General features: G+C 32.0%; 20 protein-coding genes. 2 read left to right on the top strand and 18 right to left on the bottom strand.

Translation table 11 applies throughout. The features are described 5' to 3' along the window. The 11 genes from atpG to ACWJJ2_RS12265 all read right to left on the bottom strand — a co-directional run bounded on the left by atpG (position 1) and on the right by ACWJJ2_RS12265 (position 9,433). Positions 1-855, bottom strand: a complete 855-nt coding sequence (gene atpG, locus ACWJJ2_RS12215; protein WP_216303351.1) for an ATP synthase F1 subunit gamma — start codon at positions 853-855, stop codon at positions 1-3. A 118-nt stretch (positions 856-973) separates the two neighbouring features. Next, entirely contained in the window at positions 974-2,491 is a 1,518-nt protein-coding gene (atpA, locus tag ACWJJ2_RS12220; protein ID WP_165413066.1) for a F0F1 ATP synthase subunit alpha, read from the bottom strand. A 16-nt stretch (positions 2,492-2,507) separates the two neighbouring features. Continuing rightward, positions 2,508-3,041, bottom strand: coding sequence for a F0F1 ATP synthase subunit delta (locus tag ACWJJ2_RS12225; RefSeq protein ID WP_216303352.1), 534 nt, complete (start codon positions 3,039-3,041; stop codon positions 2,508-2,510). A gap of 1 nt (position 3,042) precedes the next feature. Continuing rightward, positions 3,043-3,516 carry a F0F1 ATP synthase subunit B gene (locus ACWJJ2_RS12230; RefSeq protein ID WP_187351425.1) on the bottom strand — a complete coding sequence of 158 codons (474 nt, stop codon included), beginning with the start codon at positions 3,514-3,516 and terminating at the stop codon, positions 3,043-3,045. Between the two features lie 94 nt (positions 3,517-3,610). Next, a complete protein-coding gene (atpE, locus tag ACWJJ2_RS12235; protein ID WP_165413064.1) occupies positions 3,611-3,859 on the bottom strand; it encodes an ATP synthase F0 subunit C in 249 nt (82 codons plus the stop codon). A 27-nt stretch (positions 3,860-3,886) separates the two neighbouring features. Then, positions 3,887-4,567, bottom strand: a complete 681-nt coding sequence (locus ACWJJ2_RS12240) for a F0F1 ATP synthase subunit A (protein WP_165413063.1) — start codon at positions 4,565-4,567, stop codon at positions 3,887-3,889. A 4-nt stretch (positions 4,568-4,571) separates the two neighbouring features. Continuing rightward, positions 4,572-4,946, bottom strand: coding sequence for an ATP synthase subunit I (locus tag ACWJJ2_RS12245; RefSeq protein ID WP_216303353.1), 375 nt, complete (start codon positions 4,944-4,946; stop codon positions 4,572-4,574). A 716-nt stretch (positions 4,947-5,662) separates the two neighbouring features. Beyond that, positions 5,663-6,793 carry a non-hydrolyzing UDP-N-acetylglucosamine 2-epimerase gene (wecB, locus tag ACWJJ2_RS12250; RefSeq protein ID WP_220286867.1) on the bottom strand — a complete coding sequence of 377 codons (1,131 nt, stop codon included), beginning with the start codon at positions 6,791-6,793 and terminating at the stop codon, positions 5,663-5,665. 43 nt (positions 6,794-6,836) lie between these two features. Continuing rightward, positions 6,837-7,865 carry a glycosyltransferase family 4 protein gene (locus ACWJJ2_RS12255; RefSeq protein WP_216303355.1) on the bottom strand — a complete coding sequence of 343 codons (1,029 nt, stop codon included), beginning with the start codon at positions 7,863-7,865 and terminating at the stop codon, positions 6,837-6,839. Positions 7,866-7,981: 116 nt separating this feature from the next. Continuing rightward, a complete protein-coding gene (locus ACWJJ2_RS12260) occupies positions 7,982-8,470 on the bottom strand; it encodes a deoxycytidylate deaminase (protein ID WP_216303356.1) in 489 nt (162 codons plus the stop codon). Positions 8,471-8,704: 234 nt separating this feature from the next. Next, positions 8,705-9,433 carry an ATP-binding protein gene (locus ACWJJ2_RS12265; protein WP_216303357.1) on the bottom strand — a complete coding sequence of 243 codons (729 nt, stop codon included), beginning with the start codon at positions 9,431-9,433 and terminating at the stop codon, positions 8,705-8,707. A gap of 189 nt (positions 9,434-9,622) precedes the next feature. Between ACWJJ2_RS12265 and ACWJJ2_RS12270 the strand changes: the two genes are divergently transcribed. Both ACWJJ2_RS12270 and ACWJJ2_RS12275 read left to right on the top strand, forming a co-directional pair. Next, complete coding sequence (locus ACWJJ2_RS12270; RefSeq protein WP_462953341.1) at positions 9,623-10,318, top strand: Crp/Fnr family transcriptional regulator; 696 nt, start codon at positions 9,623-9,625, stop codon at positions 10,316-10,318. Between the two features lie 203 nt (positions 10,319-10,521). Further along, positions 10,522-11,067, top strand: coding sequence for an NADH peroxidase (locus tag ACWJJ2_RS12275; protein ID WP_216303359.1), 546 nt, complete (start codon positions 10,522-10,524; stop codon positions 11,065-11,067). 86 nt (positions 11,068-11,153) lie between these two features. Here ACWJJ2_RS12275 and upp read toward each other — a convergent pair whose 3' ends face one another. From upp to prmC, 7 genes are all read right to left on the bottom strand, one after another. Continuing rightward, positions 11,154-11,783, bottom strand: coding sequence for a uracil phosphoribosyltransferase (upp, locus tag ACWJJ2_RS12280; protein ID WP_165413055.1), 630 nt, complete (start codon positions 11,781-11,783; stop codon positions 11,154-11,156). A 27-nt stretch (positions 11,784-11,810) separates the two neighbouring features. Then, on the bottom strand, positions 11,811-12,260 hold the full coding sequence (gene rpiB / locus ACWJJ2_RS12285) for a ribose 5-phosphate isomerase B (RefSeq protein ID WP_216303360.1): 450 nt from the start codon (positions 12,258-12,260) through the stop codon (positions 11,811-11,813). A 79-nt stretch (positions 12,261-12,339) separates the two neighbouring features. Continuing rightward, entirely contained in the window at positions 12,340-12,537 is a 198-nt protein-coding gene (locus ACWJJ2_RS12290) for a hypothetical protein (RefSeq protein WP_216303361.1), read from the bottom strand. 54 nt (positions 12,538-12,591) lie between these two features. Continuing rightward, the gene (locus ACWJJ2_RS12295; protein WP_216303362.1) at positions 12,592-13,638 is read right to left on the bottom strand and encodes an L-threonylcarbamoyladenylate synthase; all 1,047 of its coding nucleotides are present in this window, start codon (positions 13,636-13,638) and stop codon (positions 12,592-12,594) included. Between the two features lie 127 nt (positions 13,639-13,765). Then, positions 13,766-14,494: a ZIP family metal transporter gene (locus ACWJJ2_RS12300; RefSeq protein WP_216303363.1), complete on the bottom strand. Its 729-nt coding sequence runs from the start codon at positions 14,492-14,494 to the stop codon at positions 13,766-13,768. A 548-nt stretch (positions 14,495-15,042) separates the two neighbouring features. Then, the gene (gene prfA / locus ACWJJ2_RS12305; protein WP_216303364.1) at positions 15,043-16,119 is read right to left on the bottom strand and encodes a peptide chain release factor 1; all 1,077 of its coding nucleotides are present in this window, start codon (positions 16,117-16,119) and stop codon (positions 15,043-15,045) included. Positions 16,120-16,249: 130 nt separating this feature from the next. Then, a complete protein-coding gene (gene prmC, locus ACWJJ2_RS12310) occupies positions 16,250-17,101 on the bottom strand; it encodes a peptide chain release factor N(5)-glutamine methyltransferase (RefSeq protein ID WP_216303365.1) in 852 nt (283 codons plus the stop codon). Positions 17,102-17,142: the final 41 nt, after the last annotated feature.

The following is a 17,142-nucleotide window of genomic DNA, read 5'->3' on the forward strand; positions in this document are numbered from 1 at the left end:
TTACCTTTGAGCTTCCGCTCCTCCAACTATTTCTGAAATCTCTTGTGTAATTGCACTTTGTCTAATCCTATTATAACTTAAATTAAGTTTATCAAGTATATCATTGGCGTTGTTAGTAGCCGATCCCATAGACTCCATTCTAGCTCTGTGCTCACTTGCTTTTGAATGCAGCATAGAATTCAGCATTTTACCACTTAAAAATAATGAGGTAATCTCATATATTGCGTTTTCATCTATTGCCTCAATATCTACATACTCTTTACTGCCATTCTCTTCATTATCAGAACCTAGAGGAAGTAACTTTTCAATTATAACTTCATTTTTCAATGCCGAAATTAGCTTTTTATAAACAATGTAAACTTCACCAACATCTCCGCTACTATACATACCAAGTGCACGATTACTAATAGTAGAAGCTTCCTTTTGAGTAGGCACATCTAAAATTTCAACGTATTCAGCCACAGTTTCAATATTAATTTTTTTAAGTAAAGCTCTACCTTTTTGACCTACAATTATTACATTGTAATCTTCTTTATTGCTTTTTATGCTATTAGTTAGTCCATTAACTACTGACCAATTAAATCCACCACAAAGACCTGTATCTGATGTCAATACAACATACAATTTTTTGCTGTTATTATTTCCTCGTGTATAGATACTATCATCTTCATAATTATCTTTAACCTGTTTAACAATTTCCTCAAGCCTATATAGATAATTATTGTTAACATCCACCTTATTTCTTATTTTTTTATATTTAGATGTGGCAACTAATCCCATGGCTCTGGTAATTTTTGTAGTATTTGTTATGGATTTTATTCTTCGCTTAATTGCAATAAGCCCCATACCTGCCATGTTTCACCTCTCTTTAGTCTTGATAATATATTATCAAGACAAATTAATTATCACCTAAAGGCGCTATTAATATCATCACCTTTAGGTGCTACACTAACGACTCGCCTCTAAAATGTCGTTAATATTTTTCAACTAAGAACATTTTTTTAAATTCATCTATAGCTTCAATAAGTTGTTGTTTTATTTTATCATCTAGTACCTTATTATCCATTATTGCTTTACCTACTTCTCTATGATGTGTGTCCATATACTCCAAAAACTCACTCTCGAATCTCGTTACTTGATGTACCGGAATATCCATAAGATGGTTATTTGTCCCAGCAAAGAAGATCATAACTTGTTTCTCTACTGACACTGGCATATATTGATCTTGCTTTAATATTTCAATTAATCTTTTCCCTTTTTCTAGTCTCATTTTTGCATCTTTATCAAGATCCGTACCAAATTGAGCAAAAGCTGCAAGCTCCCTATACTGAGCAAGTTCTAACCTTAAAGTTCCAGTAACTTGCTTCATGGCTTTTATTTGAGCATTTCCACCAACTCTTGATACAGATATTCCAGCATTAACTGCCGGTCTTTGCCCTGAATGAAACAATTCAGCTTCAAGAAATATTTGCCCATCCGTTATGGAAATAACGTTAGTTGGTATATATGACGTAACATCGCCTGCAAGAGTCTCTATTATAGGAAGGGCAGTTAATGAACCCCCACCTAATTTTTCTGAAAGCTTTGCTGCTCTTTCGAGTAGTCTTGAATGAATATAAAATATATCTCCTGGATAAGCTTCCCTACCTGGCGGTCTACGAAGTAATAGAGACATAGCTCTATATGCCACCGCATGTTTAGATAAATCATCATATACTATTAACACATTCTTACCATTATGCATAAAGTATTCTCCCATACTACATCCAGCATAGGGTGCCAAATACTGCAATGGTGCCGAATGAGAAGCTGTAGCCGCTACAACTATTGTATAATCTAGTGCTCCCATTTCAGATAGGGTATTAACAATATGTGCAACAGTAGATTGCTTTTGACCAATAGCTACATATATACATATAACATCTTTGCCCTTTTGATTTAAAATAGTATCTATAGTTAAAGCTGTTTTACCTGTTTGCCTATCTCCAATTATAAGTTCTCTTTGACCTCTTCCAATTGGTACCATAGAGTCTATTGCTTTTATTCCAGTTTGAAGTGGTTCTTTAACTGATTGTCTTTCAATAACTTCAGGCGCTTCGACTTCTACTGCTCTTGTCTCCGTAGTCTTAACTGGGCCTTTACCGTCTATTGGTACACCTAGAGCATCTACAACTCTTCCTATTAAAGCCTCACCTACAGGAACTTCTACTACTCTACCAGTTCTTTTTACTATGTCCCCTTCTTTGATGCCCTCTTCTGGTCCTAAAAGTACACATCCTACATTATCCTGTTCTAAATTTAGTGCCATACCAAATATTCCATTAGGAAACTCTAAAAGTTCATTTTCCATGCATTCATCTAACCCATATACTCTGGCAATTCCATCACCTATTTGAATTATTGTTCCTGAGTCAACAGTGTCAATCGTCTTTTCATATCTTTCAATTTCTTTCTTTATTATGGATGTTATTTCTTCTGGTTTTATATTCATAAACTCACCTCCATTCCTATTTAAACATTAATTTTTTCATTTCCTCTAATTTACTTTTTATCGTGCCATCAATAACGTCATCGCCAACCCTTATATACACTCCGCCTATAACGCTTTTATCTAATCTTTCATCAAATATGATTTTTTTATCATACATTTTGTATAATTTCATGCGCAAGTTTTCTCTTTCGGTTTCCTTGAGAGGTATTACTGTTTTAACCACCACCATTAAAGTGTTATTACGCTCTAAGTGGATTTTTTCCATCTGCTTAAGTTTTTCTGCTGTAAACAATATTCTGTCTTTTTCTATAAGAATAAGTAAAAAAGATAAAAGATCTTCATCAATTTTGCCCTTAAAAATCCTAATAAACATCTTCTTTTTTGCAGAAGTACTTATTTGTGGGTATTTAATAACTTTTAGGAACTCAGAGTCATTCTTCATAAGTGAAACTATTTCTCGCAAGTCATTTAAGTATTCTTCAACTTTCCCTTTTTCCTCGGCAACTGTATATAGTGCAAGTGCATATCTTTTATCTAAGTATTCATACATTTTAGCTACCTACCTTAAAAATAAAATCCTCAATCAGTCTTCTGTGTTCTTCTTCACCTATATGCTGTCCAAGAGCTTTTTCAGATAATACTAAAGATAAATCTATGACTTGCTTTTTAATTTCACTTTGCGCCTTTTCTCGCTCTCTATCTATTTCGACTCTTGATCTTTCAATAATAAGCAAAGCTTCTTTTTTTGCATCTTTAATTAATTCTCCAGATATCTTTTCTGCTTTTTGTTTGTATTTTTCAACTATTTCCTTACCCTCTTTTTTTGCTAAGTTTAATTTTTCACCATTTTCTATTTTCAATCTCTTAGCTTCTTCTTTATCATTCCTCGCTTGTTCAAAAGAAGAGTTTAATTCTTGTTTTCTTGTGTCTAAAATCCTATTTACTGGTGTAAATAAATAACGTTTAGCAATAAAAAGTAGTATAAGGAAATTTATCATTGCAGCTATAATATTACCTAAGTCCATCCCTATCTCCATATATATAAAATCTCGGTTTATAAATTTCTTTTACCATTACGAAACCGAAACTTTCACCTACCTTCCCTTTACCTATTTCTTTTTAACCTTTTACACCGAATAAAATTAATAATAACGCTATTAAGAAACCATAGATAGCTGTTGCCTCCGATAGTGCACCACCTATAACTAACACTCTTGTTATTTTATCACTAGCTTCTGGTTGTTTTGCAATACCCTCCACAGCCTTCGCTGTAGCATTTCCTGTTCCTATACCACCACCTATAACCCCAAGTGCTGCTATTCCAGCTCCTATTGCTGACATTCCTGCGACAAATCCTGTTGAAACCATAAAATATTCCTCCTATTCATTTTTATTTTACTCTTCTGAAGTTATTACAATATTAATCATTGTTAACATTACAAAAATAATCATTTGGATAGTACCATCAAATAAATCAAAATACATGTGTAACGGTATCGGTATTCCGAGTTGCGCCACCCAAGTAACGCTATTCAATGCACTATAAACTAATTCCATAATTATAGTTGCCGCAAACATATTTCCAAATAATCTTAGACTTAAAGATACCGGCAACATAATTCTCTCCATTATATTTACTGGAAGTAATAAAGGTAATGGTTTTGCATAGCCAGTAAAATACTGTATAACACCGGATTTCTTAATTGTATAACCCTGTATCACTATAAATGTAATTAAACTCATTCCCAAAGTTACACTATAGTCTGTAGTAGGTGGTTTTATTCCAAGTATACCTACTAAATTCATTGATAAAAGATAAATTCCTAATGTACCAATAAATGGAACAAAAGCCTTAAAATTTTTACCCATGGTCTCTTCTATTGTTTTTTGAACAAATTCTACAAAAATTTCAACTACACTCTGTTTTTTGTCTGGTATTTTTTTTAGATTTCTATTAATAAATGCTATTAGTAATATCAATACCAAAACTATTACCCACTGTGTTATTAAACTAGCTGTAATTTGAAAATTATATCCAAACAAATTCACACTAGGTAGTTGTGCGATCGTTGCCACTTACTCACTTCCCTTCACACTCTTTAATATTAATTCCGTAAAGTACTAGAGAAATCAATTGTGAACTATACCCCAATATAAACGCAATTATAGCAAAATTAGAATAATTAAAAACCATCAAGCCTGTTACGCATACTATAATCACCCTAAATACAAAGCCAAATAAAGTAACAACTCCACATTTGTTTTTTACTTTGCATAATATAAAATTAACAGATATTAAATTAAATAACAAATTAATACTTGCCAATATTAAACCTAATAAAAAAAATACTGCGTATTCCTTATTAATAAAATAAATTACCACAGTCCCAATAAGTGCTATAAAAAAGTTAAAAAAATTAATTTTTTTATACATCTGTGCTGATTTAACATTCACTTTTTTCTTCCTCTCATCATTCGCTAATATTTTTATATTATAGTCTACTAATTTTCATAAACAAAGCCTAGTATTTCTTAATTTTCAAAGCTATATAGCGCTATAAGTCGATTTTATATTAATAATCTTATGTTTCTTCTGTATATCTCTGTTTTAAGATATTTTAAGGCTTAAAGAATAATACATACTTGTTTTATTCAATTAATCTATTTCTTTCAATGTGCTCAATGTACTAAATGTTCGTAATATTCTCACTATTCTTCTCAATATTAGTGGCTTTATTAACTTTTAATAACTTTAAAATATAGATTCTGTTCAGTTAAACATTTACAAAAAATCTATTAATAGATATATATTCTATTAATTTTTTTTAATTTTTAAAACAATTGCAATATATATATTCTTTTAATTCAAAAATTTTATGCTATTTTACGTATTTCACCTTATAATTATCATCTAACGGTAAAAATATACATTGTATTTAGATATTTTAGTAGGTATAAGCTTTTAAATACCGTATATTATAATAAACGATATATTTAAGTCTACTTCGTTGTTATACATGCATTTGATTTTTTTCACTTCGTAAACTGTTATTTTAAGCTTATTCACTTGTAAAAACCGCAAAAAAATAAGTCTAAGAATTTAATTTCTGCCTCCTTAGACTTAGTTTAAAAATTATTTATTAGTACCTTAATTGCATTTCCCATATACCTTTATGTTTTATCTTTATCAAAGTAATTCACTAGTTCATCTACTATTTTAGCAGAAGCATTTCCATCTCCATAAGGATTAATTGAATTACTCATGTGATTATACTCATCTGCATTTCTAAGAAGATTATTAGCATGCAATACAATTTTATCTATATCTGTCCCAACTAGCCTTACAGTGCCAGCATGCTGCGCTTCTACTCTCTCCGTAACTTGCCTAAGAACTAAAACTGGTTTACCTAAATGAGGAGCTTCTTCCTGAATTCCTCCTGAATCGGTCATTACTAGATAACATTTTTTTATTAAATTATGAATTTCTTTTGTATCTATAGGCTGGAGTAAATGTATCCTACTTACGCCTTTTAAAATGCTGTAAACCGTATCTTTCACTACTGGATTAGGATGAACTAGATATAATACTTCGACATTTCGATTTTCTTCAACAACAATTCTCAAAGCATTACATATATTTTCAATTCCAATTCCCCAATTTTCTCTTCTGTGAGCCGTAACCATTATGACTTTTTTGTTTTCATAATCAATTTCATTTAGCTCACAATTTTCAAAAATATACTTCTCTTTAATTGTAAACTTCATAGCATCAATAACTGTATTTCCCGTAACAAAAATAGTACTTCCCTCTATTCCCTCTCTTAATAGGTTTTCTTTAGAGGTCGTTGTAGGTGCAAAATGCAAATCTGCTAAAGCGCCAGTTAACTTCCTATTAATTTCTTCTGGGTAAGGAAAAAATTTATTATGACTTCTTAGCCCTGCTTCTACATGACCAACAGGTATTTTTCTATAAAAAGCTGCCAGAGACGCTGCAAATGTTGTTGTTGTATCTCCATGTACAAGTACTATATCCGGTTGTTCTTTTTCAAAAATCTCCTCTAAACCTTGAAGAACAGAACATGTTATCCCCGTTAAGCTTTGTTTCGCTTTCATTATGTTTAAATCATACTGAGGTACAATATCAAAAATTTCCAAGACTTGATCTAATATTTCTCTGTGCTGCGCTGTGACACATACCGTGCATTGTATTTGAGAATTTTTTTCTAATTCCTTAATAAGAGGTGCCATTTTTATAGCCTCAGGTCTTGTACCAAATATTACTATAACCTTAATATTTTCCACCAGATACCTCCTAATTTTAATTTATAACCACATGTTAACTAAATTACTCTTTTTGCTGAAAAATTCCATATTTCCAAGCCACTAAAACTATTATAACCATTACTGATGCTAACAAAAAATATGCCCTTTGATTACTAATTTGCATAGCTATAATGGCAATCCCACCTAAAACAGCGCTTATAAAATACATGATAATAACTGCTTGTTTTTGGCTGAGGCCCATATCCAAAAGCCTATGGTGCAAATGGCCTTTATCTGCTTGCATCATAGATTTCCCATTAACTTTCCTTCTAATCATAGCGAAAAGAGTATCATAAATAGGTAATCCAAAAGCTAAAATTGGTACTGCAATAACAAAAGATGTTGCAGATTTAATAGCCCCTTCAATTGAAATAGCTGCCAGAAGAAACCCTAGTAATTGAGATCCCGTATCCCCCATAAATATAGAAGCTGGATTGAAATTGTATGGTATAAATCCTAAAACAGCACCACTTAAGACAGCAGTCAAAAATGCTGCTTCGAGTCTTCCATTAAGCAAAGAAACTATCATTAAGGTAACAGAAGATATAAATGCTATACCTGCTGCTAAACCGTCTAATCCATCTATTAGATTAAAAGCATTAGTCACACCTACAATCCATATTATTGTTACCGGGATGTAAACCCATCCTATACTTAGATAAGGGTAAAATTCTCTAAAAGGGTTAGTTACAGTTGATATCCTTATACCTGATACTAAAAGGCATATGGCCGCTATAACCTGTATTAAAACCTTATATTTAGGACTTAAATCTTTAATATCATCTATAATGCCCCCAATAACAATAATAGTTGCTCCAATAATTATACCTATTTGGGAAGTTGTTAGGATGCCATTATATAAAATTATTCCTATAACAAAGGCTATGTATATAGCGAGCCCTCCCATAACTGGAATAGGCTTATTATGAACTCGCCTTTCATCTTTAGGAATATCTATGGCATTCACCTTTATTGCTAATTTCTTAACTAAAGGGGTAATTATAAAAGAAATTAAAGCTGTAATTATTGCTAAAATATACCTATTACTCATAAAAAACCTTTCTTTCACAAAAATATTGTTTCTATTTGATAAATATAGATTAAATCATCTCCTGCGGAGCTGAAATGTCGTTAAAGTTTATGAAACCAATTTACAGAATTTCATAATTAATATCCACCATCACCTTGAATTGAATCATCATTTTCTATCCATTCCTCTACATATACAATTTTATATTGCGTTTTGTTATCTCTAATTATTACCTTCTCTATACCCGAATTAATTATAAACCTCTTGCACAAAGAACATGGAGACGCATTTATAACTAATTCACCGCTATTAACCTCTTTCCCAACTAAATACAAAGTCGACCCTAACATATCATTTCTCCGGGCTGATATAATTGCATTTTGCTCAGCATGTACTGATCTACAAAGTTCATACCTTGTCCCTCTTGGGACTTTTAATTCTTCTCTTCTACAGACCCCTAAATCACAACAATTCGCTCTTCCTCTAGGCGCTCCTGAATATCCAGTAGACATAATTTCATCATTTTTCACTATTATAGCTGCAAAATTTCTACGTAAACAAGTACCTCGTTCAGATATTGTTTCGCATATATCCAAATAATAATTATGCTTATCAATTCTTTCCATAATTATACCTCATATAAACATATTTTAATTATGTAGATTAAAAATTAAAAACTAAATTTATAATCTAATAATCAATCACTGTTATTTTACACTAAAACAACGATGATTTAAAGTGTTTAATGAACTATATATGCTAACTTACTATAAAGCACGTCAAGAGAAACATATATTATATGCCTCCTTGACGTGCTCAAGTATAGAAAGGGGGTGGGTTCGCAGCCCTCTATATCAATACTAAATTATTACTCCGTTTATACCAATAGTTACCTCTTTGTATGGAACTATTATTCCAGCTCGAAGCATAGCTTCCTTTACAGAATTAACAATACCCGCGCAACAAGGTACCTCCATTCTAACTACCGTAATGCTTTTAATATTATTATTTTCTAATATCTCTGAAATTTTTTGTCTGTAATAATCATTATCATCGAGCTTTGGGCATCCTATTAACGTTACTCTTTCTTTAATAAATTCCTTATGAAAACCCCCATAAGCATACGCCGTGCAATCTGCAGCAATTAATATATCTGCACCCTTTAAAAATCCTGCCTTTGAATTAACTAGCTTTAACTGTACTGGCCATTGGTTTAATTCTGACTCTAGTGGCGAAGCATCGTAACTGCTTATTTTAGTTGCAGCTAGTTTAACATTCAAATTCACATTTCTTTTTATGGATTTTTCCATTGTACCAGGACATCCACAGGGTAAATTTGGTTTAGCATCATTTTGTTTCTTTTTTATTTCAACGGCCTGTACGTCATACTCTACAGCATCTCTTTGTATTATTTTAATAGCATCTGTTGGGCACCCTGGCAGACAATCTCCCAGACCATCACAATATTCATCGCTTATTAATTTAGCCTTACCGCTAACGAGCTCTATGGCTCCTTCATGACAAGCATTTATGCATAATCCGCAACCATTACATTTATTTTCATCTATACTAATAATATTCCTTTTCATATTTTAACTCCTCCATTTTTTATATATTCACATTGATGCCCATTCAAATAAATAACAATTCGTATACTATTTTATTTATCTTCATGTACCTAATTAATTTTTTAATTGACTGTATATGTTAATTATATTAAAATTACTTATACTAATATGTAACTTACGTTACCAAAATAAAAATTTGAGGGTGATTTGATGGATAAACTGGTAAATCATTTAAAACAGTGTATTTTATTTAAAGGTTTAACTTGTGACGAATTGCAAAATTTAATTACAAGTATAAATTATTCAATTTCCAATAACTGCAAAAATTGTACTGAATGCCAAACCTGCATTATTGCTCTTGAGGGTGAAATCTGTGAATCTCTAGGCATTGTAATTGAAGGTAAACTAGAAGTACAAAAACATTATGCTAGTGGAAAAGTTGTTACCCTTGCAAAATTAGATAAAGGAAAAATTTTTGGAGAAGCAATCGCTTTTTCAGAGACAAATATATACCCAGCTACTATAGTATCTTATAAAGGTTCAATTATACTTTATATTTCAAAAAAAGATATTATAGCTATGTGTAGCTCCTACCCTAAAGTACTAAACAACTTCATGCAATTATTATCAAGTAAAATTCTTTTATTAAATAAAAAGATTAAAGAACTCTCTTTTGAAACCCTAAGGCAAAAAATATCTAATTACTTACTTTCTCAATATGAAATTCAAAAAAACTTAGCACTCCTACTTCCTATTTCTAGAAAAAGCCTTGCTGATCATCTAGGTGTACAGAGACCATCTCTTTCAAGAGAGCTCGTGAATATGAGAGCTGATGGCTTAATAGATTTCAACAAGAATTTAATTCAAATAAAAGATTTAGCTGGCATAGAAAATATATTAAATTAGCAACTTGTCGAATATGCTCGAACTTTTTCTACTAAAAGATATTAAATTTTACTTGATAATTATTATCCGTTAGTGTATAGTAGTAATTGTAGCAAAGATAAACACATATTTTTTATTTATTTAGTAAATTATATAACTAATATACGAGGGGATACAATTTATAATTGTTATCTTACTCAAAAGAATACGAGGGGGAAATTAATATGAAGAAATTTGTTTGTACAGTATGTGGATATATTCACGAGGGAGACTCCGCACCTAGCGTTTGTCCAGTTTGTGGTGCAAAAAGCGATAAATTTATAGAGAAAACTGAAAATGATATGTCATGGGCAGATGAACATGTCATTGGAGTTGCTAAAGGCGTAGATGCAGAAATTATAGAAGGATTAAGAGCTAACTTTGTTGGAGAATGTACTGAAGTTGGTATGTATTTAGCAATGAGCCGTCAAGCTGATAGAGAAGGCTTCCCAGAAGTTGCAGAAGCTTATAAGAGAATAGCTTTTGAAGAAGCTGAACATGCTTCAAAATTCGCTGAAATGCTTGGAGAAGTTGTAACCGCAGACACTAAGAAAAACCTTGAAATGAGAGTTGATGCTGAACACGGAGCTTGTCAAGGTAAAAAAGATTTAGCTACTTTAGCTAAAAAACTTAACTATGATGCAATTCATGATACAGTACATGAAATGTGCAAAGATGAAGCACGTCACGGCTGCGCATTTAAGGGATTACTTAATAGATATTTTCAATAAAATTCAATTAAGTAAAAAAAAGCAACTTACAGATAATTTTCTGTAAGTTGCTTTTTAAGTTTTCATATATAAATTATAATATTTAACTATTTAGTTCCGAATAATCTATCTCCAGCATCACCAAGACCCGGTACAATATATCCTTTTTCATTTAATTTTTCATCAATTGAGGCTACATATATATCTACATCTGGGTGTGCCTCCGTAATAGCCTTAATTCCCTCAGGTGAAGCTATAAGACACATAATTCTTATATTTTTTGCTCCTCTTTTCTTAAGAGCTGAAATTGCATCTATCGCAGAACCTCCTGTAGCAATCATAGGATCCGTAACAATTACATCTCTTTCACTAATGTCCTGAGGCAATTTACAGAAGTACTCAACTGGTTGCAACGTTTCCTCATTCCTATACATTCCTATATGTCCAACCTTAGCTGCCGGTATAAGATTTAGCATACCATCAACCATTCCTAAACCTGCTCTTAATATAGGTACTATAGCCATTTTCTTTCCAGCCAAAACTTTGCATTTAGTAATACAAATAGGAGTTTCAATTTCTACTTCTTCTAATTGTATATCACGTGTAACTTCATAAGCCATAAGCATTGCGACCTCTGAAACTAACTCTCTAAAATACTTTGAACCTGTGTTTTTGTCTCTTATGTATGCCAATTTGTGTTGTATAAGTGGATGTGTGATTTGCGTTACTTTACTCATATGTAATTCCTCCTGCTTTTTTAATGTTTATTTAGAGTATTTTTCCTCAATTTTATTTATTTTATCAATTCTTTTTTGATGTCTGTCCCCTTGAAATTTTGCAGCGATAAAAGTATCTACAATATCTAGGGCTAACCCGGTGCCAATAACTCGCTCGCCAAGCGCTAGTATGTTAGCATTATTATGCTCGCGCGTTGCATGGGCGCTAAAAGTGTCGCTGCATAGTGCAGCTCTTATCCCAGGTACTTTATTGGCAGCAATACTTATTCCAATCCCTGTACCGCATATTAGTATACCAAGTTCAAAATTTTTAACTGCTATTTCCTGTGCAACTTTTAGAGCATAATCTGGATAATCACAAGACTCCTCAGTATAAGTACCAAAGTCCGCTATCTGGATGTTTTTACTCTCCAGATGTTTAATAATCTCTTTTTTCAAACTTAAACCACCATGGTCACTACCTAATGCTATTTTCATTATGAAACACCTCCAAGAAATATTTTATTATCTAAAGATATTATGTTACAAAAAAAGAAGATATCGGTATTTAAATAAACTATTTAAATACTATTATCTTCTTTATCTTATCCAATAATAAGAATACATTATTCTTTAATCCACTAAATTCTTTCGAATATACTAAGACATCTTTAACATATGGGTCTATAATATTTATAGTATATATTTTACTATAAATAGCTTCTAGCATATAGTTTCTTCGCATTTTTTCATTACAAATATACGATATACCCATAGTTATCCTCCTCATATTCATCTGGAATAGATATCAACTATAAATTGTTATCTACTATACTTCAATCATATCAAAGCCTGCAGATTTCTTAAGCCTATTCATTATAGCAACACCTATACCCTTTTCCTCAAACGCTTCTGATAATATTAAATCTACATCGGTATCATCAAAACTTCTTAAAACTTCAAAAAGATTTTTGCCCACGCTATCTAAGTGCTTTCTGCTACCTAAGGAAATAACAGTGCCGCAACAATATTTAGCTTTAGTTTCATCTGTCGCTATAATCCCTATTTTTTTATTGCCCATATTATTCTGCACTATTTCATTGATTTTTGCAACAGTTTTTTCTAAATCTCCACATATAATTTTAACTGGAGATTTTGGTGCATAATGCCTATACTTCATACCAGGTGCTTTAGGTTTAAAATCGTCCTTTGGTTTAGACATTATATTTTTATCAATATATATTTTCTCATCTATCTCTCTTAACATCTCAATGGTTATAGCCCCCGGCCTTAGTATACATATAGGGGTACAAGTACAATCAACTATTGTTGACTCAAGGCCTACTTTACTTTTATCTCCCCCTAGAATATACTCTATCTTTCCATTTAAATCTTCAATACAACTTTCTACATCAGTTGGACTGGGTCTACCAGATATATTAGCTGATGGGGCTGCAATAGGTGTTCCAGCTGCCTCAATAAGTTTTCTTGCAATGAGGTTCGCTGGCATACGTATACCTACAGTATTGAGTCCCGCACTTGTAGTTATAGGTATCAAATCAGACTTATTAAAAATAAGCGTTATTGGTCCAGGCCAGTATCTATTCATAATTTCTTTGGCTATATAGGGTATTTCTTTAACTAAATACTCTATATTAAAATCTGCCACATGCACAATAAGGGGGTTATCCTGTGGTCTTCCCTTAGCCTTAAAAATTTTTTCTACAGCAATCTTATCTAAGGCATTCGCACCAAGACCATAAACTGTTTCCGTAGGAAAAACAACTAATCCGCCTTCAGCTATAACGAGCCCAGCCTCATTAATTATATTTTGTTCAATATTATTTTCATCTATTATTGTTATCTTCGTTTTCATCCTTACACCTCTTAATTAAATCATCATCTGCGGTGCTGCACATCTTCGAAGAAGATGCATTGACGACTTGAGAAGGAGATTTATACCCTCACTTATAGAAGTGGGAAGCTTTCCTTCTGAAATGTCGTTAAAGCACATTAGTCACTATTAACCCAACTATTATCCCCAAAAGTATTCCCAATGTGTTTGTGATTCCTGACCAAAGCTTTTTAGACTGTGGAATCATCTCTCCGTAAATCACATATAACATAACACCTGACGCAAATGCTAGAGCACCACCTAATATATTTACAGATATGCTGCCAATATAAATTCCTATCCAAGCGCCAATTGCAGTAGGCAAGGCTGTTAAAAATGCGTAAAATAATATTTTTCTGCTTTTTGTCCCCGAAAGCATTAGAGGTGCTGCCACAGCCAAGCCTTCCGGCACATCATGTATTGCAATTATAACGCTCATTTTAAGTCCTAAGTTCTCTCCGTTAACAAACCCAAATCCCATTATTAGACCTTCTGGAAAATTATGAATCATTATTCCAATGGCAACCATAAAAGCCACCTTTGTATATTGAGAATTTGCATTGCCACTTAAATTGCTGATTTTGTCTATTGTTACAACAACAATAATTCCTAGGATTAAAAATAATAAGGTTCCTAGCAATCCTGTTTTTTCTGTAGCTTCTGGAATAAGTTCAAAAACTACAATAGAAAGCATAAGTCCTGATGAAAATCCTATAATATTTCCTAAGAACTTTTGTGAAGGTTTGTTTATAATAACACCTAAAAACGCCCCTGTCATAGTACCAATCAAAGCTATTACTCCTGAAAATATGATTATCAAAACAATACTACTATTCAAATTTATACCCCCACTTTTATAGAATTATAATCATATATGCTACAATTCCATATGAGAATAAAGTATAGAAGCGTTTAGCTTTATGCTTATTTCCCTATACACTAATTTTATTTGTGTCAGTGGGGGTTTATGCCGCAATCTTTAATTTTTTCTATATCATCATCAGAAAAGACTGCTTGAACACAAGGTCTATATAAGTTATCTAGTAAAATATATTTCTTAAATCCACCTTTATTAATTATAAAATAGAAATAAGTTTCCTCTAAATTTTGAATTTTAATTTGTTATGAAGTACTACAAACGTAATCATCAGCTCGATGCAAACTAAATATATTATAAAAAAATATATTTATAATCTTTGATCTATTAATATATTTGGCGATAAAACAAAAATAAAGCACATTGATAGCATAAACATTTGTAAGTCCTCTTTTGCTTTCTAATGGCTTTATTTATATTCATAATTTCACCTTTCACTTATAATAATTAGAGTCCTTATAAAACACAAATCAATATGCTAGTCTATTTTCATGTGCCTACACTAAATTCTAATCATTATTACCCATGGATTTCATCTTTTCTGCTTGATCAGCAGTTATCAAGGTATTTAGCATTTCATCTATATCTCCATCAAGAAAAGATTCTAATCTATACAATGTTAACCCTATTCTATGATCTGTTACCCTTCCTTGAGGATAGTTGTAAGTTCTTATTCTCTCACTTCTATCTCCCGTACCTACTTGACTCCTTCTATCTTCAGCTATTCCTGCCGATCTTTCAGCCTCAGCTTTATCAAACAATCTAGATTTTAATATTTTTAGTGCTTTTTCTTTATTCTTTAACTGAGACTTCTCATCCTGACAAGAAACTACAAGTCCTGTAGGGATATGTGTCATTCTTACTGCTGAATCTGTTGTATTAACACACTGTCCGCCATTACCAGATGCTCTAAACACATCTATCCTTAAATCGTTAGCACTAACTTCAATGTCTACATCTTCAACCTCTGGCAGCACTGCTACAGTAGCCGTAGACGTATGAATTCTTCCGCTCGACTCTGTATCTGGAACCCTTTGAACCCTGTGTACTCCACTTTCGTATTTAAATTTACTATATGTAGATTCACCTTTTATCATAAATACCACTTCTTTGAATCCGCCAATATCAGTTTCATTAGCACTCATTACTTCAACTTTCCATCTATTACGCTCTGCATATCTTGTATACATTCTGAATAGATTTGCTGCAAACAATGCTGCTTCATCTCCACCTGCTCCTGCCCTAATTTCAACAAATACATTTTTATCATCATTTGGATCCTTAGGCAAAAGTAAAATTCTTAATTCTTCCTGCATAGTTTCTTTAGTTTGAGTTAAGTCCTTCATCTCTTCTTGAATCATATCTTTCATTTCTTTATCTGATTCTTCTCTAAGCATTTCTTTGTTTGATTCTAAATCCTGCTTAGCTTTTTTATATATTCTATATTTTGTAACGAGTATTTCCAATTCTGCATGTTCTTTGCATAACTTTTGCCATTCCTTTTGATTAGCTATAACCAACGGGTCGCAAATTTTAATTGAAATCTCATCGTATTTATTTTCTGTAAAATCAAGCCTACCCAACATATTTATCACTCCGTATATATATTTTCACATCATATTATTTTATCACAATTAGATTCAAAATACAAATTGCATCTAGCTAATACACCTTCGTCGAAGCTGTGTATCTCCGCAGGAGATGATTTAACATTTATTACACTAAAATGGCTTTAATGACCCTATCATTCCCAGCCAAATCTTTAATACATTCTATTTTCTTAAATCCTGATTTTAAAAGAATATTGCTAACTTCTTCTCTTTGATCATATCCTATTTCAAAAGCTAAGAGCCCTCCCTTTTTCAAAACCTGTAAACTCTCTTCTGTAATCCTCCTGTAAAAATCTAAACCATCTCTTCCACCACTAAGGGCTATATACGGTTCATATTCCTTTACATCATCCATTAAAGTTGGTATAACATCTTCTCTTATATAAGGTGGATTGGAAACTACCACTTCAAATTTCTTGTTTTGTTCAATAGGAGCTTTCAATAAGTCACTATTCTCCACGTTAACTCTAATAGCCAAGTCAAATCTTTCTATATTCAATTTTGCCACAGTTAAAGCGTCATCAGCTATATCATACAGCGTTACCTTCGTACTTTTAATGAATTCAGCTATGGCTATGCCAATAGCTCCACTTCCACTACAAACATCACACACTTCAGTATAAGCTTTTTCATTTATATGCCTAATTACTTCTTCAACTAAAATTTCAGTGTCAGGCCTCGGTATCAAAACTCCTGGCCTTACTATAAAATCCATTCCCATAAATTCGCATTCACCAAGAATGTATTTTATAGGCATTTTACTTTTTCTAATCTGAATTAACCGCGAAAATTCATTTTCCTGCTTTTGATTAAGATTAAAATCTCTATTAAGCATTATGAACAATTTATCCTTATTTAAAACCTTAGCAAGTAAGAGTTGTGAATCCAACAAATAACTTTCAATCTGAACTTTTTTTAAAATTTCATACGATTCTAGAAGTATTTCTCCTATATTCATTTCCTACCACCTTCATTTATGATTACCACGGGATGAATATA

It is taken from the genome of Clostridium sp. CM039 (genome assembly GCF_055081075.1).